Source organism: Acetobacter sp. DmW_136 (assembly GCF_008690365.1).
In the GTDB taxonomy this organism is placed as follows: domain Bacteria; phylum Pseudomonadota; class Alphaproteobacteria; order Acetobacterales; family Acetobacteraceae; genus Acetobacter; species Acetobacter oryzifermentans.
The window spans coordinates 24,111-47,203 of sequence record NZ_VHON01000008.1; the positions used below are offsets into that span (position 1 = coordinate 24,111).

The window sequence follows — 23,093 nt, forward strand, 5'->3', positions numbered from 1 at the left end:
TTAGGTATGAAGCAGCTTCTGTTCTCCCTAAGGCACCTTCTTTCCCGCACACGCCTGCATTGGCTTTTGCGTTCTCTGGAGCGTAAAACGGTTGCCATTACGCTTGCTGCGTTGGCGTTGTGTTTGGGGTTTGCCACGTTTGTAGTGCTTTCAGGGGGGATGTCCTTTGGGCATTATTCCCTGATTGAACCCTTGCTGCTGTTCCTGAATGGTATGGTGCTGGCGCTGCTTGTGGTGGCCTTGGCTATCCGTATCGGCCCAATGGTGCGCGAGCATCGGAAGGGGTTGGCTGGGGCGCGGCTGCATGTGCGGCTGGTTACGTTGTTTGGCATTGTGGCTGTGGCCCCCACGCTGGTTGTGGGCGCGTTTGCAACGTTGTTTTTCCATTATGGCATTCAGATCTGGTTTTCAGACCGGGTTAACACAGCGTTGAATGAAGCTTTGCAGGCTTCTCGCGGGTATCTGGTGGAACATAACGCCAATATCCGCACAGATGCGTTCTCGATGGCCAATTACATCATGAGCGCCCAGAATGAACTGGCGGCCAGTGGCATGGATCTGTTTCAGGATCACGATGCCTTGGCGCAAATGCTGGATAGTCAGGCCACCATGCGCGGGCTGACAGAAGCCTTGGTGTATGACCCCATTACCAACAAGGTTGTGGCCGCGGGCGGGTTGATGAGCCGCACGGGGTATTTGCAGGAACTGCCCCCTCCTGCGGCTACGGTTATGGCGCGCTCAAACGATGTGGCTATTCTGGATTCTCCAGATGAACGCACAGTGCGGGCTGTGGTGGAACTTTCTCAAACGCCAGCGCTTATGCTGGTCATTACCCGGCTGGTTGATCCAACTATTCTGGAGCACATGCATCGCACGGAAAAGGTGGTGGCGGATTACAAGCGGCTGAGCAACAACCGTGCCAAGATCCAGCTAACATTTGTCATGATCTTTGCGTTGGTGGCGTTGTTGGTGCTTGCTGCAGCAGCCTTGATCGGGCTGGCGCTTGCAAACCAGATTGCGCGCCCGCTGGGTTTGTTAAGCGTAGCTGCGCGCCGGGTAAGTGAGGGGGATTTGGGTGTTCATGTGCCTGAAAATGACAGGGATGATGAAGTTGCCAGTCTTTCCCGCGCTTTTAACCGCATGACAGAAGAGCTGGCTAGCCAGCGTTCGGAGTTGATGGCTGCATATGGGCAGATCAATGAACGTCGGCGGTTTACCGAGGCCGTGCTTTCTGGCGTTTCAGCCGGTGTGATTGGGCTGGACGTTAAGCAGAATATCGAACTGCCAAATCGTGCTGCCTGTGTTTTGCTGCAAACAGATTTAATGGATGCCATTGGTGAGCCCTTGGCCCAACGTGTGCCGGAATTTTCCGAGTTTTTGCAAGAAGCACGCACAACGCCAGATGCTGTGCTCACGCGGGAAATTCAGATAGGTCAGCAAGCTAGCCAGCGTACCTTGTTGGTGCGTTTGGGGGCCGAGCTACGGGGCACGATTACCGAAGGGTACGTGATGACATTTGATGACATTACGGCCCTGCAACAGGCGCAACGTAAAGCTGCATGGGCCGATGTGGCACGGCGTATTGCGCATGAAATCAAGAATCCGCTTACGCCTATCCAACTGGCGGCTGAACGGTTAAAGCGACGTTTTTTAAAAGAAATTACTTCCGATCCCGATACATTTTCGCAGTGTGCAGATACAATTGTGCGGCAGGTGGGGGATATCGGGCGCATGGTGGATGAGTTTTCGGCCTTTGCGCGTATGCCGCAGCCTGTCATGAAAGACGAGGATATTTCGCGTATTGTGCGTGAGGTGCTGATTCTGCAAAGAAACGCACACCCAGAAATTGCCTACCATCTGGATATTCCAGACAGAGGCCCCAAAGCACGATGTGATAGAAGATTGATAAGTCAGGCACTTATTAATCTTTTGCAGAATGCGGCGGATGCCATTGCCATGACAGCCAGACAGGGCGAAGCTACAGATCAAGCACCCGCTACCAAGGGTGAAGTGTCGGTTCGGATTATAGAAGGTGCAGAAGATATCGCCATAGAAGTGGCAGATAACGGAGTGGGACTTCCATCGGACGATAGAAATCGTCTGACGGAACCTTATGTGACGCACAAAGCCAAGGGTACTGGTTTAGGTTTGGCTATTGTGAAAAAGATCATGGAAGATCATGGTGGAACAGTGCGTCTGGAAGACAAAGCGGGAGAAAGAGGAACTGTGGCTACTCTGATTTTGTCGGTGAAAGACAACCATGGCGCATGAAATCCTGATTGTTGATGATGAACCCGATATCAGAATGCTGATTGAGGGCATTCTGAGTGATGAAGGTTATGAAACACGCGTAGCCGCCAGTGCAGATACCGCATTGGCCGCTTTTCGGGCTCGTAGGCCATCACTTGTTATTCTGGATGTTTGGCTACAAGGGTCAGACATGGATGGTCTGGCCATTCTTCAGGCCATGAAAGCCGAGGAATCTTCGGTTCCTGTTGTCATGATTTCTGGCCATGGCACAATTGAAACAGCCGTGGCGGCGCTTCAGCATGGTGCTTACGATTTTATAGAAAAGCCATTTCAGGCAGATAGACTGCTGGTTATTGTACGGCGTGCGCTGGAGGCTTCGCGGCTGGCGCGTGAGAACGAAGAACTGCGCATAAAAGCCGGGCAGGATACGGAACTGTTTGGTAACAGCGCCCAGATTGCAGCCGTTAGAAACCAGATAGAAAAAGTAGCTCCCACAGGCTCACGCGTACTTATCAGCGGCGGGCCGGGGGCAGGCAAGGAAGTGGCTGCCCGTATGATCCATGCTCGCTCCAAGCGGGAGGACGGCCCTTTTGTTGCGCTCAACTGCGCCACGCTGGCACCAGGACGGTTTGAGGAAGAACTGTTCGGGCTTGAAGGCGGCACAGAAGGCGTGGGTCGCCGTACCGGGGTGCTGGAACGCGCACATGGTGGCACGCTTTTGCTGGATGAAGTGGCAGATATGCCGCTGGAAACACAGGGCAAGATTGTAAGGGCCTTGCAGGATCAGACATTCGAACGTCTGGGTGGTGATGCCCGCGTTAAAGTGGATGTGCGCGTGCTGGCTACCACAAACCGTGATTTGCAGGCTGAAATTATGGCCGGGCGTTTTCGGGAAGACCTGTATTATCGGTTAGCAGTTGTGCCGCTGCGTATGCCCGCGCTACGAGAAAGAAGGGATGATATTCCCGGGCTTGCGGCCATGTTTTTGCGCCGCGCAGCAGAAATGGCTGGTTTGCCTACGCGTGAACTCTCGCCCGATGCCGTTGCCGCCCTTCAGGCCTATGATTGGCCGGGTAATGTGCGAGAATTGCGCAACCTCATGGAACGTGTGCTGATTATGCAGCCCGGGAGCAGCCAAGAGCCCATTCGGGCAGATATGCTGCCCTCTACTGTGGGGGAAAGTGCGCCTGCATTGCTGAAGTTTGATGCCTCAACAGATGTTATGGCATTGCCCTTAAGAGAAGCGCGTGATCTGTTTGAAACCCAGTATCTGCAAGCTCAGCTTTTGCGTTTTGGCGGCAATATCAGCCGTACAGCGCTGTTTGTGGGCATGGAGCGCAGCGCTTTGCATCGCAAACTTAAGCAGCTTGGTGTAACATCTGAGGAACGAGGCGTGGGCTGACATGTTTCAAGGTTGCAGGCTTTAGGCAGGCAGTCCGGCTAAAATATAATAATGAGAACGGAATAGGGCCTCACACTGTGGAAAAAGAGAGTGCATATAACGTGCAGGATGCGTTCCTGAACCAGATCCGGCGCTCACGCGCCGCTGTTACGGTGTTTCTGGTTAACGGCGTTAAGTTACAGGGATTTATTACATGGTTTGATGATGAGGTTGTTCTTTTACGGCGTGATGAACAAACCCAGCTTATCTACAAGCATGCCATCAGCACGGTAATGCCCAGCATTCCTGTCAATATTTCCGATTCCAACACTGCCGATGCGCAGGCAGACAGGGACCTTTCTCTTGGCGACGAGTTTCTCTGAAAAGAAAAAGAAAGTAGCAACCCGCGCGGCAGTTATCCTGCCGTGGGAGCGTTCTGCTCACGGGCAGGATGTGCGGGCTGCAGAGGCACGGTTAGAAGAAGCCGTGGGACTAACAGCCTCTATTGGGCTGGTTATTGTGCGCAAGGATGTATTGCTTCTGCGCAGCAGGCGTTCTGCCACCCTTTTAGGTAAGGGGCAGGTAGATTCCCTGCGTATTGCAGTTAAGGCAGATCAGGTTGATGTGGTGGTGGTGGATGCAAAGCTTAGCCCCGCCCAACAGCGTAATCTGGAAACAGAATGCGGTTGTAAGGTTATAGATCGTACCGGCCTTATTCTGGATATTTTTGGTGCCCGTGCCGCCACAAAGGAAGGCACCTTGCAGGTTGAACTTGCGCATCTGGAATATCAGCGTTCCCGCCTTGTACGCCTGTGGACCCATCTTGAACGCCAGCGCGGTGGTTTTGGCTTTCTTGGTGGCCCCGGTGAAACCCAGATTGAAGCCGACCGGCGTATGATCGGTGATCGTATTGTGCGGCTTAAAAAAGATCTGGAACAGGTGCGGCGCACACGCGGGTTGCATAGGCAGGCACGTAAGCGCGTACCATTCCCGGTGGTGGCTTTGGTGGGGTATACCAACGCAGGTAAATCCACGCTGTTCAATGCGCTTACGGGTGCCACTGTGTATGCGCAGGATCAGCTTTTTGCGACGCTAGATCCTACCATGCGCGCGATTGACCTGCCTTCTGGCCGGAGGGTTATTCTGTCTGACACGGTAGGATTTATTAGTGATCTGCCAACGGAGCTGATTGCGGCCTTCCGGGCTACGTTGGAAGAAGTGGCAGAGGCAGACATTATCCTGCATGTGCGCGATGTGGCGCATCCAGATAGCGCAGCCCAGAAAAAAGATGTGCTGGGTGTTCTGGAAGGTATGGCGAAGGATGACATGCTGGAGCAGGATTGGCCGGAACGCATCATTGAAGTGCTGAACAAGGTTGATCTGCTGGGTGGCCCAGAAGCTATTCCGCAAACAGAAGATACCATTGCTATTTCCGCCATTACAGGGGATGGCTTGGAAACACTTCTAGCACGTATTGATGCGCGTATTACACAAGGTATGGAAACGGTGCGTTACCGTTTGCCGTTGGCAGATGGAGCAGCCTCGGCTTGGCTTTATCAGCACGGTGAAGTTGTTGCGCGGGAAGACAAGGATGAACAGACAGATATTACTGTTCGCCTTTCAACAGAGGATCGCGCCCGGTTTGAACGCCAGTTTTCCCACATCCAACCGATGCTCGCTTAAAAAGAAAAGCTCTGACATCAGGATAAATACCTTTAAAATCCTGATGTCAGATTTTTTATTCAGTCAAAATCTGTAGGCAATTCGGGGTCTGCTTGATGTGCAAAAAGCCGGGTAATTTCGTGCGGTGTAATGCGCCCGGTTGAAATATCCTGCGGGATATTGTTCTGTGCAAAAAAGCCAACTTCGCTTGTTTCAATACTGGTGGTAGCTTCCCCTCCAGTTATTTCGCCCAGAAAAAATAGCTTGGTGACAGAAAAAGGTTCTGGCGGCATATGCCCTTGGCGCGCGCGATCCAGCGCCATGGCTAACTTGGTAATCCGCACTGTATAGCCAGTTTCTTCCCACACCTCTTTGGCCGCACATTCAGATGCGGTCAGGTTTACATCTGTCCAGCCACCGGGCACGGTCCAGCGGTTGCTGTCCAGCACTTCGCGCACCATTAACAGGCGGTTCTGGGCATCAAACACACCAATGCGCACTTCCAGCTTGGGCGTGGCGTAACCTGATTGCTGGCTGAACAGGTTTTCTATTTTTTGCACATCTACATGGCTGCCTTCGGCCATCATTTGCGCGGCCAGATTGCGCAGCATTTCATAGCGTTCTTTATCAAACGGGTCTTGCACATAGGTAAGCCCTGTCTGGGCAATGGCCTGAATTTCTCTGGCCCATACCAGCCAGACAGGTTCCGACATTCTACATTCCTTTGATCAGCAAGTTTCATAAAAAACGGGAAGGCCTAAGCCTTCCCGTTCTGTGTAACACACTCTGCCAAGGCAGAAATTACATGGCTGCTTCTGTTTGTGCTGCGGTTTTACCGTTGATCAGCAGGCCATCACCATTGGCGGAGATATTAACCGTTTCTCCATCAAGGATATTACCTTCCAGAAGCTGTTCTGCCAGCGGGTTTTGCAGCGTGCGCTGAATAACCCTTTTAAGCGGGCGGGCGCCGTAAATGGGGTCATACCCTTCATTCGCCAGCCATGCTTCGGCCAGTTTATCCAAGTGCAGACTGATTTTGCGATCATCCAGCAACTGCTGCAAGCGAGCAATCTGGATATCCACAATCTTGGTCATATCCGCTTTCTGCAACCGCGAGAACAGGATGATTTCATCCAGACGGTTCAGGAACTCAGGGCGGAAGTGCTCACGCACAACCTTCATCACCTGTGCCTGCACCATGTCGGGAGATTCCCCATCCGGCAAGTTGGCCAGATATTCAGAACCCAGATTGCTGGTGAGAATGATAAGGGTGTTGCGGAAGTCTACCGTGCGGCCCTGCCCATCCGTTAGGCGGCCATCATCCAGCACCTGAAGCAGAATGTTGAACACATCTTCATGTGCTTTTTCTACTTCATCAAACAGGATGACCTGATAAGGGCGACGGCGCACAGCTTCTGTCAGCACGCCACCTTCTTCATACCCCACATAACCCGGAGGGGCACCAATCAGGCGGGCCACTGCGTGCTTTTCCATGAACTCACTCATGTCGATACGCAGCAGGGCTTTATCATCATCAAACAGGAAACGGGCCAGTGCTTTGGTCAGCTCTGTTTTACCAACACCTGTTGGGCCGAGAAACAGGAAGGAACCAATCGGGCGGTTGGGGTCCTGCAAGCCAGCACGGGCACGACGCACCGCGTTGGAAACAGCTTTAAGAGCTTGTTCCTGACCAACCACGGATTTACGCAGTTCGTCTTCCATACGCAGCAGCTTGGCGCGTTCACCTTCCAGCATCCGGTCAACCGGCACGCCAGTCCAGCGAGATACAACAGAAGCCACGCCCTGATCCGTAACAGCTTCGGAAACCAGATCATCTTTCTTAGCGGTTTCTTCTTCTGTTTTCTGAGCTTCCGCGATCTGGCCCTGCAAGTTGGGGATAACGCCATACATCAGTTCAGATGCGCGCCCCAAGTCACCTTTACGCTGTGCCACTTCTACATCAGAACGTGCTTGATCAAGCTGTTCCTGCAGTTTCTGAATGGTGTTTACGCGGTTCTTTTCCGCATGCCATGCGGCACTAAGCGTGTTGGACTTTTCTTCCAGATCAGCCAGTTCAGATTCTACGGCTTCCAGACGATCCTTGCTGGCCGTATCATCTTCCTTCTTCAAGGCTTCACGTTCGATTTTTAGCTGAATGATGCGGCGGTCCAGCTCGTCCAGTTCTTCGGGCTTGCTGTCAATCTGCATACGCAGGCGGCTTGCGGCTTCATCAATCAGATCAATCGCTTTATCGGGCAGGAAGCGGTCTGTGATGTAGCGGTTGGAAAGTGTGGCTGCTGCCACCAACGCACCATCGGTAATACGCACACCATGATGGAGTTCGTATTTTTCCTTAATACCACGCAGAATAGAGATTGTATCCGCAACAGAAGGCTCACCCACAAATACCGGCTGGAAGCGGCGGGCAAGGGCTGCATCTTTTTCAATATACTTGCGGTATTCATCCAGCGTGGTGGCGCCAATGCAGTGCAGTGTGCCACGGGCTAGTTCCGGCTTGATGAGGTTAGAGGCATCCATCGCACCATCGGTGCGGCCAGCGCCAACCAGCGTGTGCATTTCATCAATAAACAGGATGATCTGGCCTTCGGCGGATTCAATTTCTTTTAGAACAGCTTTTAGACGTTCTTCAAATTCACCGCGATATTTGGCGCCAGCAACCAGCGCGCCCATATCAAGGGAAAGCAGTTTTTTGTTTTTCAGCGCTTCGGGCACATCGCCATTAACAATACGTTGGGCCAAGCCTTCCACAATAGCGGTTTTACCCACACCGGGTTCCCCAATCAGAACCGGGTTGTTTTTGCTGCGGCGGGCCAGAACCTGAATGGCACGGCGGATTTCTTCATCACGCCCAATAACGGGGTCTAGCTTGCCTTTAAGGGCAACTTCCGTGACATCACGGGCATATTTTTTAAGTGCATCAAAATTGGCTTCAGCGTTTTCGCTGGTCACTGTGCGTCCTTTGCGAATAGTCGTAATGGCTTTTTCAAGTGTATCAGCAGAGGCACCGTTTTCTTTTAATGCACGGCCTGCTGGCGTATCAGATGCGGCAATAGCTACAAGCAGTCTATCCTGTGCAACAAAGCTATCACCAGCTTTCTGGGCGGTTTGTTCTGCATTATCCAGAATACGCACCAGTTCCGGTGTTGCTGCTGGCTGCCCTGCACCGCTGCCCTGAACTTTTGGCAGTTTTGCCAAAGCCTGTTCGGTTGCGGCTTTTACAGCTTCCGGATTGCCAGCCGCACTGCGAATAAGTGAGGAAGCAGCTCCTTCATTATCATCCAGCATAGCCTTGAGCAGATGCTCTGGTGTAAGCTGCTGGTTAAAATCACGTAAAGCTATTGTTTGCGCAGCCTGCAAAAAGCCGCGTGAACGATCTGTAAATTTTGCAATATCCATTATAATCCCTCTTGTCCCTTTTACATCAGGCGACTGAAGGCCCTGCTGGCACCCCATGTAGGCAATGTCAGCGTGGTCTCATTCTTCATAAATTGAGATTGGAACGTTGAGAGAGACAATCAAGGGGGCGTGATGCGTTTTCGTGCATGGGTGATAGATGGTGCGGGCAGAACACCTTGAAGCAGCAGAGTTTCCAATAAAAAAGGCAGCACCCGGTAAGGTGCTGCCTTTAGTGTTTTCCCGGTAAGGAAAACTTACGCCGCGTTCAGCTGGGCTTCAGCGAATTCATAATTCGCCAGCTTGTCCAGGAAGTTGGTGACGTAGTCTGGACGACGGTTGCGGAAGTCCAGGTAGTAGGAATGTTCCCACACGTCCACTGTCAGCAGGGCCTTGCCCTGACCTTCGGCCAACGGGTTGGTGCCGTTAGGCGTTTTGGTGATGGCCAGCTTGCCATCCTTACCCAGAACCAGCCATGCCCAGCCAGAACCGAACTGAGAAACAGCAGCCTTGCGGAATTCTTCCTTGAAGGTGTCAATGCTGCCAAAATCGGCGGCAATTTTTGCAGCCAGCTTTTCTGGAATCACACCGCCATTGGGGGAGAGGCAGTTCCAGAAGAAGGAATGGTTCCAATGCTGGCCAGCATTGTTAAACAGGCCGGTAAGATCTGCTTTGCCGTGGGCAGCCAGAATGATTTCTTCCAAAGACTTACCCTGAAATTCGGGCTTGTCTTCCAGCAGCTTGTTCAGGGTGTTGACGTAGGCCAGATGATGCTTGCCATGATGGTATTCAAGCGTTTCTGGGCACATGCCACGTGGGCCAAGTGCGGTGGGTGCAAAGGGGAGGGCAGGCAGTTCAAAAGCCATTTTAATACTCCGTATTCTAAAGGCGGGGCGTGTGAGGGAACACACCTGAGTTCCAGAGCTATGGGCGCAGGGCAGATGCGTCAAGGGAAAGGCGCATGACATGTGCCTTGCGCAGCCATACTCACGGAAACTTGCCTTGCCAGCAGGGCTTACAATAAGGGCCTTCCGTTAGGAAAGCGGGATTATTCAAACGCATGGGCCATGCACAGGTTTCCTGCACATCAAGCTACGTTTGGGTAAGGGGGATATCGGAGCCAATGGCGCAGCAGGAACATCAGCCTCTTGCAATGGAAGTGCAAAAAGCTGTGCAGGCAGACCCAGACCGGGCGTTGTGTTTATGGTTTCTGCCGGCTTCTGTGCGTGATGCCGCTTATGTTCTTCTGGCTTTCCATAATGAGTTGATTCGCGCTTTGGCTCCCGCACGTTCTGCATCTGTGGCAGGGCCAATGGCTGGGTATATTCGCCTGCAATGGTGGCGAGAGGTGCTGGAGCAGCAACGCAAGCCAGAACATATTTTGGCCCCCGCCCTTATGAGGCTTGTGGAATCCGGACAAGTGCAGCGTGAAACGTGCCTGAGAATGATTGCTGCGCGAGAAATGGAACTGGAGACCACGCAAGAGGTAGAGCGCTGGGTGCTTATGATGCGCGATGGCGCTGGTGCTTTCCAACAGGCGATAGGCGAACTTCTGGGTGTGCAGGATTCTGATAAGCTACAACGCTTGGCAGCCGGAGGGGCGGCTTACGGGGCAGGCTCCATGTTAAGACATTGGCCGTTGCTTGCAGGGAGTGGCCGTTTTTTGTTTCCCGGCACGCAGGAACAACTCAGGCAGGCTGGAAAGACATTTTTGCAAGAATGTGATTTTGCAGCTTTGGAGCCACAATGTCGTAAAACCGCTTTACCTGCGGTGTTGGCAAAGCGTGATCTGGCGCGTGGAAGCGAGCAGGCAGGCCTGCCCCGCGGAATAGGGGACAGGCTTGCTGTATGTCGCGCTGGTATTCAGGCGTCGTTGGCGACAATTTTTTCCATCACGCCAATCAGAACCGAATAATCAGCATTTTCTGCCGCGCGGCGGGCAAGGGAAAGTTGCTGCGTAACGGCTGCCAACGTAGGTGCGGGCACTGCCAGACGAGCTGCGGCATCCATGAGCAGGCGCATGTCTTTTTGCATGAGGCGAGCAGGGAACTGGGGGGAGAAATCTCCTGCCTTGGCCATTTTGATCTTGCGCTTGTGGTGCGGAGAAATAACAGCCATTTCATCCAGCGCATCAAACAGCATGGAACGATCCAACCCAGCGGCCAGCCCGTAGGCAATACCTTCTGCCACAGCGGCCAACCCGGCACCCATAATGCCATTGATCACCAGTTTAAGGCGCGCACCGCTGCCAGATGGCCCTGCATGAATGGTAATGCGGCCAATTTTATCAAAAATGGGCTGAGCACGCGCAATAGCGGCATCATCTCCACCGGCCAGAATAACCAGATTGGCAGATTCTGCTTCTGGTGTGCTGCCAGATACCGGACAATCTATAACGCAGATCTTTTTTTCCTGTCCGGCTTTTTGCAGGGCATCTGCGGCTTCTGGGGAAACGGAACTGGCATTCAGCAGCAAACCATTTGCCTTTATGCCTGCCAGAACGCCTTGTGGCCCGTACATGCTGGCGGCAAGGGCTTCATCATCCGGTACGCAGGCCAGAACAATATCTGCCTTGCTGGCCACTTCTGCCGGAGTGGGCAGAAAACGGGTTACGCCATCTCCCCCCTTGCCAGAGGGAGTATAGGCAAGGGTTGCATATCCGGCTTTTTCCAGATGAGCAGCCATACGGCTGGCCATGGCACCAAACCCAATAAAACCGATTGTCTGCTGAGTTGTCATGCTGAATGAACCTTCTTGTTTGTATGAGCAGAATTATAAACCTGAATAGCAAGATATGTCTTGGATAGGTTTGGGAAACACTGTTCGCGTTTACGTGTCTGGGCGTGATGTAATTTGTTACGATTGCACAGTATTCTTGCGCAATAAGGCTGATTTTGTAAGGGTAATCATGCACTCAGCGTAAGTGGCTGCGGTGCCTCAAACAGTGGAGAACAGAAAACCCCATGCCATTGTCCACCCCAGACCGAAGCCGGCGGTTTCGCCTTTCTCCCCTTACGCGGCAGGTATTGCTGTATGTGCTGTTCATGCTGCCAGCAGTCTCTTATCTGGCTGGTGCTTTTTCGGGGGATCTGGGGCCAAATCCATTTAAGACCTGTTTGCATGAATTTGGGCGTTATGCATTTCGGTTCTTGCTTATTTCTCTTATGATTTCGCCGCTCAAGCGGTTTTTGAAAATTGATTTAATGGTTTACCGCCGCCCGCTTGGGCTGTTGGCTTTCAGTTACGCGGCTTTGCACGTTACGCTTTATTTCTGGTGGGCACGCGGGTTTGATGTCCAGCGGATATGGAAAGACTTTTTAACACGTCCATTCCTGACATTCGGGCTCCTTGCATTTTCTATTTTGATTGTGTTGGCAGCAACATCCACACGCAAATCCATCATACGGTTGGGTAAAAAATGGGCGCGTTTGCATCGTCTGGTATATGTCGCCATGGTTTTGGCATGTATCCATTACGCCATTGCATTTAAGCAGTGGTATATTGAACCTTTTATATATGCAGCCGTAGCGGTATGTGTGTTGGGTTTACGGCTTTTGCCAAAACCCGGGCTTAAAAAATCCTGAAATAAAAAGGAGGCATGAATTTTTCATGCCTCCTTTTTGAAAGTTGTTCTGTTGTATAAATGGCCTAGGCCAGCAAGGTATCATGACCCAAAGAAGCTAGAAGTTTTTCTGCCCGTTGATCAGCATGGATAATGGAAACTGTTTTCCCGCGTGTTTTTAGGCGAGATGCAATTTTTTCCAAGGCATCTGCTGCGCTGATATCCCAGATATGAGCATCTTCAAGATCAATTACGATAGTTGAAGCTGTGTCCTGAAAATCCACGGCATCGGCAATAACACTGGCTGAGGCAAAGAACATTTGCCCATGCACGTAGTAGGTGCGCGTGTTGTGGCTTTCTGAAAACGTACTGCTTACTTGAACAAGTTTCATAACCTGGAAAGAGAAAAACAGCCCGTTCAATAGCACACCGCAGGCTACGCCTGCTGCCAGATCATGCGTTAACACCACCACCAAAACAGTAGCCAGCATGACGGTAGAAGAAAGGCGTGGATGCTTTACCAGATCTCGTAGGGAAGACCATGAAAATGTGCTGACAGACACCATAATCATAATGGCCACCAGCGCAGCAACAGGCACTTGGGCTACAAAGCGGTGCAACACAACCAGCAACAGCAGTAAAAATGCCCCAGCCGTAAAGGTAGAAAGTCGGCCACGCCCGCCATACCGCAAGTTGCCAACTGTCTGCCCAATCATACCGCAACCAGCCATGCCGCCGAATAGGCCCACCATGATGTTGGAAAAACCAAGCCCGGTGCATTCCATGCGTTTGTTGCTGTGCGTGTCTGTTAATTCGTCCACCACAGTGGCTGTCATGAGGGATTCCAAAAGGCCCACCATGGCCATGGCAAACGCATAAGGCAGCACAATTTTAAAAGTTTCTGCCGAAAAAGGCACATTTGGCAAAGTAAGATGCGGCAGGCCGGAGGGGAGTTCTCCCAAATCAGACACCACATGCACAGGTATAGGTACCGCAAAAGTAATGCCTGTTAGCACAAGAATACAGATTAAAGGGGAAGGTACAGCCGTGGTGATGCGCGGCAAAAGGTAAACAATAGCCAGCCCAAGTGCGATAAGTGCATAAGTATGCCACGTAACGTGCAGCATCTGCGGTACCTGCGCGGAAAAGATAAGAATACCCAGTGCGTTTACAAATCCAGTTTCCACTTCGCGCGAGACAAAGCGCATCATGCTTTGCAAACGCAGCAAACCGAAAATAATCTGGAATGCACCAGCCAGCAGTGTGGCCAAAAGCAGATATTGCAGGCCGTGGCTATGCACGAGCTCGGCTGCCACAAGGGCAACAGACCCCGCAGCCCCGGAAATCATGCCCGGCCTGCCACCCGTAATGGCAATGGCAATACTGATAACGAACGAGGCGAATAGTCCCACAGAGGGCGCAACCCCAGCCACATAAGAAAAAGCAATAACTTCTGGAATAAGTGCAAAAGTGCCCACCATGCCAGCCAGAACATTGCGGACGGGCTGGTCTGTCCATTCATGAATATAGGTTTTAACTGTCACGAGAAACAAGTTGTCCCTTGGTTGAGTGTGGAGTGGCGTATTAATCGGGCATCAAAAGTGTTTCGGGGCAAGAAAGACTTTTGAGGCATTATTTGTAAGATATACATGCCTTGTTAACGATATCCTACCGTAATGCACAGACAAGATGATTGTGCTCTGTGTTGCGGCGTTTTATGCGTGATGCATGGTTTCTCCTTCTTCTTCCCCTCTTGTCTGGATTCTGGCTGGTGAGGCCAGTGGCGATGTATTGGGCGCACGCCTTATGCATGCTTTGCGCACCCGTATGCCCAAGATGCGCTTTGCAGGCGTAGGGGGCGTGCGTATGCAAGAGGAAGGGCTGGCAAGCTTGTTTCCCATGCGGGATCTGGCTGTTATGGGGCTGGTGGAAGTTTTGCCCCGCGTGCGTCAGCTTTCTGCTCGGCTGGATGAAGCTGCGCAGGATATTGCAGCCCAAAAGCCGGATTTAGTGATTACCATAGATAGCCCCGGCTTTGCCCTTAGGCTTCTTAAAAAAATAAGCGGTTTAGGCATTGCGCGCGTGCATTATGTTGCACCGCAGGTTTGGGCATGGCGGCAAAAAAGGGTGAAGGAATTTCCCGGTTTATGGGAAGAGTTGTTGTGCCTTTTACCGTTTGAGGAAAAGTTTTTTAGCAAGCATGGTCTAAAAACCCGCTTTGTAGGTCACCCGGTTTTACAATCCGGCGCAAAGGATGGAGATGCGGCGCGTTTTCGTATCCAGCATGGATTGCCACAGAGCGCCAAAATACTGGTGCTTATGCCCGGTAGCCGCCGTTCAGAAGCGCCGCGTTTGCTGCCAGTTTTTGGGCAGATGTTGCGTCTGCTTAAAACATCCATGCCAGACGTGGTGCCTGTAGTGCCAGTTTCTCCAGTTGTGGCAAATGTAGTGGAACGTGCCACGCAGGATTGGCCCGTAAAGCCGATTATCGTTACGGATATTCATGACAAGCATGATGCCTTTGCCGCAGCCGGGGCCGCGTTAACCAAATCAGGCACATCTACCTTGGAACTGGCTCTGGCCGGTGTGCCAATGGCTGTGACGTATCGGGTTAACCCCATAACAGCCTTTTTTGCCCGTCGGCTTATTAAAGTGCCATTTGTAGCTATGGTGAATTTGTTAGCAGGCCGTGCTGTGGTGCCCGAACTTTTACAGGAGCAATGCCGCGCAGATGTGTTGGCGCGTGAAGTGCAAATTCTGTTTGAAAATACAGATGTGGCACACGCTCAGAAACAGGCTTTTGCTACGGTTCTGCACGGGCTGGAAGGGCCACAGGGCCAACTGCCAGCCGATGCTGCAGCAGAAGCTGTTTTGGAGGTTCTTAACCGTAAAAATACGGCTAAGACGCTCGGTTAAACGTGTTTAATTGTGTTTGTGATAAAGCTGGTTGGGGTCAATTTCCGGCTTTGTCAGCTCTTTTAGGCCGTCTGGTGTAAACGCCCGGTAAAAGCAGCTACGGCGGCCGGTGTGGCATGCTACGCCAATCTGGTTCACAAGCAGCAGCACAGCATCTGCATCACAATCCAGCCGGGCTTCAATAAGGTGCTGGATTTGGCCAGATGTTTCACCCTTACGCCAGAGTTTCTGGCGACTACGGGAATAATAGCAGACGCGCCCATTTTCCAATGTTTCACGCAGGGCTTCACGCGTCATCCATGCAATCATCAGCACTTCGCCGCTGTCGTGCTGCTGAGCAATGGCGGCAACCAGACCAGAGGCATCAAATTTTACAACATCCAGCATGGCATCCAGTTCTGCTGCTGGTGGGGCAATATAAGTCATGGTTTTTCCGTAGGATTAGAATCAGAAGATGTTTGAGGTTTAAGTGCTGTTTCCAGCCACGTAGGTAGGCGAACGACAAGCGGATGCTCGGCACAGGTGAGTTGGTTATTGGCGGCTTCTGTTTTTAGTAATGCCAGCCCAACATGATCTTGGGATGAGCGCAATGTGCCCACCTCTACACCATTGCACAGCACGGATGTTCCGGGTGCGGGCAGGGGGGATGTGGCTGCAACAGGCATCAGGCGGCGCTTTACCAGTGTGCGGTAATGCATGCGGGCCGTAACTTCCTGCCCCATATAACAGCCTTTTTTCCACGATACGCCGCCCAGAAGGTCCAGATTGGCTTCGGCTGCCAAAGTGCGGCCTACTTCGCAATCCTGCACACCATCCGGCAGCCCCAATATGATGCGGTGCAGATTATAGTCCTGTTCTGTAGCAGTTATTGGAGTATCCGGCGCGGCATCAATAAGCCGCCAGCCTGCGTCTTCTAACCGAGGGTCCCGAAAGCTAATGGCGTTTTCCAACACACTGTCTGGCGGTGGGTTTCCCCACGCCACATGTACGGGCAGGGCGGTGAGTTCTAGCTGAACATCTGAACGCAGGCGAAAGCGCCGAAGAGTGGTCTTCAGGTTTTCGGCCTGTTCTGTGGCGCAATCTAACAGCAGGCAGGTATCATCAGGATCTGAAACCACAAAAAAGTCTGCTTGCCAGCGGCCCTGGGGGGTCAGGCAAGCGCTCCATGTGGCATCACCCGGTTCCAGCGCAGCAATATCCGCCGTAACCAGACCTTGCAGAAAACGCACGCGGTCAGCACCAGAAAGCTTGAGAACAGTGCGGTTTTCAAGCCGGGTGATATGTGTTGGGGAAGGCATTTACATTCTCCCATAAAAGAACAAAGGCTTCCCGAAGGAAGAGAGGGGGCTTTTGAGATAAGGAACAGAAACTGTTCAAACCTTACTGACTTAGGGCGGAAAACACATCGCCTTCTGGCGGAAGATTGCGAATATGTGTCCGATGCCACAAAGCGTAGAACAAAAGTGTCCATGCGGCTGCACCCGTTCTGCGGTTATCTGCTGCGCGAAATAGGGCTTTTACTCGGTCTGGTCGGGCAATTTCTGCAATACATTCCTGCCGCGCCATCAGGTCTCCGAGGTGCGTACCTTTTTGCCGGATCCATGTGCCAATCGGCACAGTAAAGCCTTGCTTGGGGGCAAAGGGGCGTGCAGCAGAATTGTGTCGTTGTAACCATTTGCGCAAAAGCCATTTCCCTTTGCCATCACGTAGGCGCATGGAATCGGGCAGGCGCCATGCTGTTTGGGCCACAATGGGGTCCAGCAACGGTGTGCGCCCCTCTAACCCATGCGCCATAAGGCACCGATCCAGCTTGATAAGCAGATCATTTGGCAGCCATTCTGCAATATCCACAGCTTGCAGACGGGAAAGTGGTGTTGAGGCATCTGCGGCGGCCATTTCTGCAGCGGCTATGCCATCACGCCAATGGGCTGGGTGGTGGCGCAGAATATTCATGTTATCAAAAATACCACGCCGCCACATGCGCCGTTTGCCTTTCCACCAAGGGCGGCTGGCAGAGCGATAACGTCCATAACCACAGAACAGTTCATCCCCCCCTTCACCCGAAAGGATAACGGTAACGTCCTGTGCAGCTTTTTGAGCTAAAAACCATGTTGGAATAATGGCGTAATCCGCAACCGGATCATCCATGCTGGCCACAATGGCAGGCAGGTGCTGCCACACCATATCTGCTGTAATGCGCAAGGTTTCGTGCTCTGTGCGGGCGTGCTTGGCCAATGCGCTGGCGGCATCCGCTTCATCCGCTGCACCCGGCGCATCAAAAATAGCTGTCCATGTGCGTAAAGGCGTGGTGCGGGGGAGACGGCTCATGGCCGTTAACAGACAGGCGCTATCTATTCCGCCAGAAAGAAACAGCCCAAATGGCACATCTGCACGCTCATGCGCATACACGCTGTCCATCAAGGCTGTATCAAGATGGTTCAGAGCTTCGGCCTCAGAGGTAAATAAAGGCGCGTGGGCCGGAATGGGTGATTGCCGTTGCCTGTCCAGAATGCGCCCTTGGTTAATGCGCAAGGTTTCTCCCGGCATAACGCGCTGAATACCGGGAAAGATTGTTTCCCACCCAGTGGTGAACTGAAGTTGCAGCAGTTCATCGCGCACAGCAGGTGCAATAGCACGCGGGGCAAGGCCAGAGGCGATTAAAGGGGCAGGCTCGGATGCAAAGGCAATACCGCCTGAAAATTCGGTAAAATAGAGTGGTTTGATTCCAAATGGATCGCGCGAGAGTAAAAGCTCCTGCTGGGCTTTATCGTACAGCCCAATGGCATACATGCCACGCAGCCCGCGTGTATAGGTGCATCCATTACGCTCCCATAAAAGCAAGGGAGATTCGCAATCACTCCCGGTTTGAAAATACTCTGGCCCGATCTGCTGGCGAATTTGTGGGTCGTTATAGATCTCACCATTGGCAACAAGCGTACCATCACCACTGGTTAAGGGTTGGTCTCCACCTTCCAGATCAATAATGGCTAAACGTGTATGCACCATATCTGCACGGCCCAATCGGGCAATATGTATCCCATTGGGGCCACGATGGCCTAAGGCCTGCGCCATACGTTCCAGAACCGATTCGGAACATGGCTGCGTGCCGGGCGTATAAATCAGCCCCCCAATGCCGCACATTTACCCAGCCTCCACCGTGGACAAAAACTTATGCCACGCATCCAAAACGGGTGTGACAGCATAGGTTGCTTCATAATCCCTGCGGCCGGCCTGCGCCATACGGGTTGCTAGGTCTGGTGTTTCCAGTGCAGTGCAGATCTGTGCTGCCAGAGCATTTGCATCTTCTACCGGAGCTAGTAGGCCGTTTTCACCATTACGGATGAGTTCGCTTGGCCCTTGAGAGGCAGCCGCAATAACCGGTTTGCAGGCCGAAAATCCTTCAATTACAACATTGCCCAATGGCTCGTGCCGGGAAGGGCAGATCATGGCAGAGCAGGCGCGCAACAGGCCTCCGGGTTGGTTGGCCCAACCGGGCATAAATACGCGTTCAGCCACACCTTCCTGCTGGGCAAGCGCTTCCAGCGCTGCGCGCTCGGGCCCTTCTCCGGCAATAACAAGTGGAATATGAGGCACATGCTTCATGGCACGGATCAGAACGTCAAAAGCCTTGTTCTTATGTAGCCGCCCTAATGCCAATAGAAAGGGCGTACCCTGCGGCAAAAATGTGGGCCATACAGGCGGTATGGCAGCAAGGTCCGTGGCAAAATTAGGCAGGTAATGCGTGGCGTTGGTGGGCCAGCCTTGCTCACGCATCCAGCGTACCAGGCCATGCGTATTGCCGATAAGATGAGAACAACGGCGATAATTGGAAAGATCATAAAATCCCCCCAACCGCCCGGCCAGCACCCAATTGCCTTGGGGGGCAAAGCGTGCGGCACGGTTCATCCATGCAACGGCAACGCGAGGGGAAAACTCTTTAAGGGCAGAGCGCAGGCCCATGCGGGTGCGTATATCCAGCATGTTGCCAAAAGGCAGTTCCACCGGCGCAAGGTTGCCTGCACGTAAACGTTGGCTACGTTCCGGATTGGTGCGGATAACAGGCAGAACAGAAAGCCCGGCGGCAGCCTGTGCAATACATAGGCGCTCAAAAAACAGTTCTGCCCCGCCTGTGGGGGCACCGGCCATAATATGCGCAACTTTCAAGGGCTGCGAGTTCAGCCTGTTGGCAGTACCATTCATCATATGCCGGTTTCCTTAAGAAGGGAGAGCGCTGCTGTGGCCACATCTGCAACATCCAACCCGGCTATGGGGGCTTCACCCTCTGGGCCGGGGGCGGCAATCCAGCGCGCATTTTTGCCAGAAGGTGCGTATTCCGATGCACGAGATGGTCCAAAAAGTCCCAAAGTGGGTGTGCCCGCTGCGGCAGCCAGGTGCATCAAACCTGAATCATTGCCAATATACAGGTGGCAACGAGCCAGCATGGCAGCAACTTCCGTAAGGGAAAAATGGCCTCCAGCATCAATGGCATGGGGCAAAGCTTCCAGAACAGGGCGCGCCAGCGCAGCTTCCTGCTCACCCGGGCCATAGAAAATGGCAGGCCGAATCTGTGGGTATGCAGCGCAAAGGCGTTGCCACAAGGGCAGGTAACGCTCTGTTGGCCAGATTTTTCCTGTCCAGTTTGCCGTAGGGCCTAAGGCAATAATGGGCGCGGTATCAGGAATAATGTGCTGTGCTTTTGCGCGATCAGCCGGGCTGACCCAAACAGTAGGGAGCGGAGGGGGGGAAAGGTTTAGGGTGCTTCCCAAATGTGTAATGCGTGCGCCTGCACGGCGGCCTCCGCGCATAATAAACCGTCGGCCAGAGCGTAAAAGAAAAGTAACGGCAGAACCGCGCAGATCCACCGTGATGTCCCATTTCAAAGGTGCGCAGGCTTTCCACAGATCAAACCAGTGCAGATCATAGGGACGTTTTTCCATTACAATGGTGCGTTCGAGTCCGGGAAACGCACTAAACAGCCCGGCAGCAACAGGCCCACATGCCATGGTGAACCGCGCATCTGGCCAGCGTTGGTGCAGATATGCCAGCAGGCCTGTAGAAAGCACGGCATCGCCCAGACGTGTAGCCGTGATGAAAAGAATGCGCATTATCGCGCCTATACTGTCTTCCGGTTTTTTTTCCAACCCAGTGCGCGCAGGTGTGGACATTTGCGCTGCCTGTGCAAGAAGCGTTTGCTGATGGTAGAGTTATAAACTGGGCAGAAAAATATCTCTGCTCTGAATCGGGGATACAGGAATGATTAGGAAAGGTTTTTATCTTATCGCCGGGCTTGCAGCGGCGCAGTTGTGCGGCATACTTGTCCTGCCTGCTCAGGCAGCAGACAAGATGTGGACAGCCAGCGCCTGTGGCGCAGAACCTGTTGCACCTTCTGTAGAAGTGTCTTCCGTTGATAAATATAACGCCAGCGTTGATAAGGTAAGTGCGTACGAAAAAGCAGCACGCACCTATAATAGCTGTGTAGCCAAGGCTGCCGTTAAGGAAGAGACAGCTATTAGCAACGAAGCGCGTGAAAAAATTGCCCATATCCATGAGGGCAGCAGCACCGTGCAAAAACGTATTGCTGGTAATTTCACCAAGTTAACCACGGCTCTCAAGGCTGGTGGCAGCAAATTACAGAAGGCAGAGCACTAAAGTTTTCGGCAGGGCGGCTGTTTTCTGGTACAGCAGTAAAAGAGCCGCCATCAGGCTGATTGCCTGTATGACTTGTATGATACCCCCGGCTGAGGCAGATAGACGGTAACACAAAGCCGTCAGGCAGAACGCCAGCAGACAGGAACAGGCCAGACCGTGGCAGAGGATCTTTTCAAGGAAGTTGATGAGGAAATGCAGGCCGAGCGCCTGCGTATGGCAGCAAAGCGCTATGCCGGTGCTGGCCTTGGGCTGGTTGTGGCCGTGCTTGCAGGCATTGGTGCGTGGTCTTGGCATGTTTCCAACCAGAAATCTCAGGCGTTGGAAGCCACAGGAACGTATCTTACGGCCTTGCGGCAGACAGACCATCTGCCCTCAATTCCTTCTTCAGGCACGGTAGATCTTACCACTACCGCGCAGGCGGGCTTGGCCTCGTTGCAGAAATTAGCATCTTCCGATGCAAAAGGTGTGGCTGTTCTGGCCCGTTTGCAGGAAGGGGGCGTGCAGGCAGCGCGGGGTGATGTAAAAGGGGCGCTGGCTGCGTGGGATGCCGTACAGAAGGACCCCAATGCGGATTCTGCACTGCGTGATCTGGCAACCTTGTTGTGGTGCCAAAAACAGTTGGATACGGGAGAGCCCGCTACGCTGCGTTCTCGCCTTGCGCTGCTTACTGGCAAAGGTAAGCCATGGAATGGTTTGGCCATGGAAGCCTTGGCAGTTCTGGATGTGCGCGAAGGACATGTGGCAGAGGCGCGGCAGAAATTTGCAGCGCTACAGGCTGCGCAGGATGTTCCTCAGGGCGTACGCAACCGGGCGCAGGATATGATGCAGGCCCTTGATCCGACAGCAGGCTAGTAGAATGAGCAGCAACAAGAAATCCAGCGCAACCAGACGTTCCGGACTTTCACGCCGTGCCCTATTGGGAGGGGCCGCTTTGGCCCCCGCGCTAGCTGGGTGCACTATGTTTGAGAGTGATAGAAAGCCCATTCTGGCTGGGCACCGTACGGATATTCTATCTTCCGGCTCTGGGCTGATGGTTGATCCGGACGATCATACGCCCATTACAATACCTGCCCCTATGAGTGTTTCAGAATGGCCTATTTGTGGGCGTGTTTCAGCCCATACTGGCAGCAATTATGCGTGGGGTGGCCTGCATAAAAGGTGGAGCAAGGATATCGGGGCCGGTATCTCTCAGCCAGATTTCATGGCATGGGCTGCACTTGGCACTTTGGGCCGCGGGCTTATTCCTGCGCCACCCGTTGTGCAGGATGGTCGCCTGTTTGTTATGGATGCCCAAGGTGTTGTGCGGGCTTTTTCTTGGCCCGGTATGCGCCATATTTGGACGTATAACCCACGGCCCAAAAAGTCTTACTCTGCCAATATGGGCGGCGGTTTGGCTGTAGATGGCGGTGTTGTTTACATTGTAGATGGCATTTCCCAAACCATGGCGGTGGATGCGGCAACCGGCAAAGTAAAGTGGAAAACCACCAACGGCGCACCGGGCCGTTCTGCCCCAACAGTTGCTGGTGGGCGTGTTTTCTTTGGCACGATTGATGAGCGGTTTTTTGCGCTGGATTCTGCCACAGGCCGCCAGTTGTGGGCATATACTGCTACATCTGTGGAAACCACCGTATTTGGCCAGCCTGCTCCTGCTGTAGATAACGGCATTGTGGTGGCCGGATTTGGTGGGGGTGATCTTGTTGCTTTCCGAGTGGAAAGTGGTGAGGTTGTCTGGAGTGACATGATGGGCAACGTCAACAGTCAGGCCAGTACGTTGGATCTTTCCTGCGTGCGTGGCTTGCCTGTTATTGTTGATAGCATTGTGTATGCCGTTAGTATGGCGCAGGTGTTGGCTGCTATTGATATCCGCACAGGCCGCCGTGTGTGGGAACGCTCGGTTGCCAGCCAGAACAGCCTGCTTTGCGTGGGGGATTGGCTTTTTGTGGTCTCGCTAGATCAGCAGATTGCATGTATTGACCGTCTTTCCGGCCATGTGCGCTGGATTACGCAACTGCGGCGCTTCCGGCGTGTGGATGTGCACAAAGATATCGTAACCTGGTTTGGCCCCATGCTGGTGGGCGGCGAACTGGTTTGTCTCAGCTCCTTGCCAGAAAATGGTATGGTGCGGATTAACCCGGCAACAGGTGCAATTATATCAGTAGACAGCATGGATGCCGTTTCTTTCGTGCCGCCAATTATCGTAGATAACCAAATGCTGATCGTGACAAACGACGGGAACCTTTGCTCTTATGGCTGATCGCC

20 protein-coding genes are annotated in these 23,093 nt (G+C 52.9%); 10 read left to right on the top strand and 10 right to left on the bottom strand.

From position 1 onward, the window contains the following. Positions 1-6: 6 nt before the first annotated feature. The 4 genes from FKW31_RS04345 to hflX all read left to right on the top strand — a co-directional run bounded on the left by FKW31_RS04345 (position 7) and on the right by hflX (position 5,314). A complete protein-coding gene (locus tag FKW31_RS04345; protein ID WP_150177912.1) occupies positions 7-2,271 on the top strand; it encodes a PAS domain-containing sensor histidine kinase in 2,265 nt (754 codons plus the stop codon). Further along, positions 2,261-3,652: a sigma-54 dependent transcriptional regulator gene (locus tag FKW31_RS04350; RefSeq protein ID WP_006116465.1), complete on the top strand. Its 1,392-nt coding sequence runs from the start codon at positions 2,261-2,263 to the stop codon at positions 3,650-3,652. The genes FKW31_RS04345 and FKW31_RS04350 overlap by 11 nt, the downstream gene beginning before the upstream one ends. A 77-nt stretch (positions 3,653-3,729) precedes the next feature. After that, on the top strand, positions 3,730-4,014 hold the full coding sequence (gene hfq, locus FKW31_RS04355) for an RNA chaperone Hfq (protein ID WP_003624011.1): 285 nt from the start codon (positions 3,730-3,732) through the stop codon (positions 4,012-4,014). Further along, a complete protein-coding gene (gene hflX / locus FKW31_RS04360) occupies positions 3,968-5,314 on the top strand; it encodes a GTPase HflX (RefSeq protein ID WP_035350592.1) in 1,347 nt (448 codons plus the stop codon). The genes hfq and hflX overlap by 47 nt, the downstream gene beginning before the upstream one ends. 59 nt (positions 5,315-5,373) lie before the next feature. On the opposite strand, the gene FKW31_RS04365 is transcribed toward hflX, so the two are convergent. The 3 genes from FKW31_RS04365 to FKW31_RS04375 form a co-directional block, all read right to left on the bottom strand. Beyond that, positions 5,374-6,006: an NUDIX hydrolase gene (locus FKW31_RS04365; RefSeq protein WP_150177913.1), complete on the bottom strand. Its 633-nt coding sequence runs from the start codon at positions 6,004-6,006 to the stop codon at positions 5,374-5,376. A gap of 88 nt (positions 6,007-6,094) precedes the next feature. Further along, entirely contained in the window at positions 6,095-8,710 is a 2,616-nt protein-coding gene (clpB, locus tag FKW31_RS04370) for an ATP-dependent chaperone ClpB (protein ID WP_150177914.1), read from the bottom strand. A 254-nt stretch (positions 8,711-8,964) separates the two neighbouring features. Next, positions 8,965-9,573 (bottom strand): superoxide dismutase, encoded by a 609-nt coding sequence (locus FKW31_RS04375; RefSeq protein WP_063354301.1) that lies wholly within the window; start codon positions 9,571-9,573, stop codon positions 8,965-8,967. 194 nt (positions 9,574-9,767) lie between these two features. On the opposite strand from FKW31_RS04375, the gene FKW31_RS04380 reads away from it, so the two are divergent. After that, positions 9,768-10,622 (top strand): squalene/phytoene synthase family protein, encoded by an 855-nt coding sequence (locus FKW31_RS04380; protein ID WP_150177915.1) that lies wholly within the window; start codon positions 9,768-9,770, stop codon positions 10,620-10,622. Here the strand turns inward: FKW31_RS04380 and FKW31_RS04385 are convergent. Next, positions 10,571-11,446: an NAD(P)-dependent oxidoreductase gene (locus tag FKW31_RS04385; RefSeq protein ID WP_006116471.1), complete on the bottom strand. Its 876-nt coding sequence runs from the start codon at positions 11,444-11,446 to the stop codon at positions 10,571-10,573. The two genes, FKW31_RS04380 and FKW31_RS04385, sit on opposite strands and share 52 nt — an antisense overlap. Before the next feature lie 224 nt (positions 11,447-11,670). Between FKW31_RS04385 and FKW31_RS04395 the strand changes: the two genes are divergently transcribed. After that, positions 11,671-12,291 carry a sulfite oxidase heme-binding subunit YedZ gene (locus FKW31_RS04395; RefSeq protein ID WP_150177916.1) on the top strand — a complete coding sequence of 207 codons (621 nt, stop codon included), beginning with the start codon at positions 11,671-11,673 and terminating at the stop codon, positions 12,289-12,291. 64 nt (positions 12,292-12,355) lie between these two features. Here the strand turns inward: FKW31_RS04395 and FKW31_RS04400 are convergent, their stop codons facing one another. After that, complete coding sequence (locus FKW31_RS04400) at positions 12,356-13,813, bottom strand: SulP family inorganic anion transporter (protein WP_150177917.1); 1,458 nt, start codon at positions 13,811-13,813, stop codon at positions 12,356-12,358. A 184-nt stretch (positions 13,814-13,997) separates the two neighbouring features. On the opposite strand from FKW31_RS04400, the gene lpxB reads away from it, so the two are divergent. Continuing rightward, complete coding sequence (lpxB, locus tag FKW31_RS04405; RefSeq protein WP_006116474.1) at positions 13,998-15,185, top strand: lipid-A-disaccharide synthase; 1,188 nt, start codon at positions 13,998-14,000, stop codon at positions 15,183-15,185. A 6-nt stretch (positions 15,186-15,191) separates the two neighbouring features. Here lpxB and hisI read toward each other — a convergent pair whose 3' ends face one another. The 5 genes from hisI to FKW31_RS04430 all read right to left on the bottom strand — a co-directional run bounded on the left by hisI (position 15,192) and on the right by FKW31_RS04430 (position 20,290). Further along, positions 15,192-15,611 carry a phosphoribosyl-AMP cyclohydrolase gene (gene hisI, locus FKW31_RS04410; protein WP_006116475.1) on the bottom strand — a complete coding sequence of 140 codons (420 nt, stop codon included), beginning with the start codon at positions 15,609-15,611 and terminating at the stop codon, positions 15,192-15,194. Next, positions 15,608-16,483 carry a folate-binding protein YgfZ gene (locus FKW31_RS04415; RefSeq protein WP_150177918.1) on the bottom strand — a complete coding sequence of 292 codons (876 nt, stop codon included), beginning with the start codon at positions 16,481-16,483 and terminating at the stop codon, positions 15,608-15,610. The genes hisI and FKW31_RS04415 overlap by 4 nt, the downstream gene beginning before the upstream one ends. Positions 16,484-16,565: 82 nt before the next feature. Continuing rightward, positions 16,566-18,326 carry an asparagine synthase (glutamine-hydrolyzing) gene (gene asnB, locus FKW31_RS04420; RefSeq protein ID WP_150177919.1) on the bottom strand — a complete coding sequence of 587 codons (1,761 nt, stop codon included), beginning with the start codon at positions 18,324-18,326 and terminating at the stop codon, positions 16,566-16,568. Next, positions 18,327-19,388, bottom strand: a complete 1,062-nt coding sequence (locus FKW31_RS04425) for a glycosyltransferase (RefSeq protein WP_150177920.1) — start codon at positions 19,386-19,388, stop codon at positions 18,327-18,329. It abuts the gene before it with no gap. Next, a complete protein-coding gene (locus FKW31_RS04430) occupies positions 19,385-20,290 on the bottom strand; it encodes a glycosyltransferase family 9 protein (RefSeq protein WP_193562042.1) in 906 nt (301 codons plus the stop codon). Before FKW31_RS04430 ends, FKW31_RS04425 begins: the two co-directional genes overlap by 4 nt. Before the next feature lie 148 nt (positions 20,291-20,438). Here FKW31_RS04430 and FKW31_RS04435 point away from each other — a divergent pair, with 148 nt between their 5' ends. From FKW31_RS04435 to FKW31_RS04445, 3 genes are all read left to right on the top strand, one after another. Then, a complete protein-coding gene (locus FKW31_RS04435; protein WP_150177922.1) occupies positions 20,439-20,834 on the top strand; it encodes a hypothetical protein in 396 nt (131 codons plus the stop codon). 156 nt (positions 20,835-20,990) lie between these two features. Beyond that, the gene (locus FKW31_RS04440) at positions 20,991-21,686 is read left to right on the top strand and encodes a tetratricopeptide repeat protein (protein WP_089179268.1); all 696 of its coding nucleotides are present in this window, start codon (positions 20,991-20,993) and stop codon (positions 21,684-21,686) included. A gap of 4 nt (positions 21,687-21,690) precedes the next feature. Next, positions 21,691-23,088: a PQQ-binding-like beta-propeller repeat protein gene (locus FKW31_RS04445; protein ID WP_150177923.1), complete on the top strand. Its 1,398-nt coding sequence runs from the start codon at positions 21,691-21,693 to the stop codon at positions 23,086-23,088. Positions 23,089-23,093 lie beyond the last annotated feature (5 nt).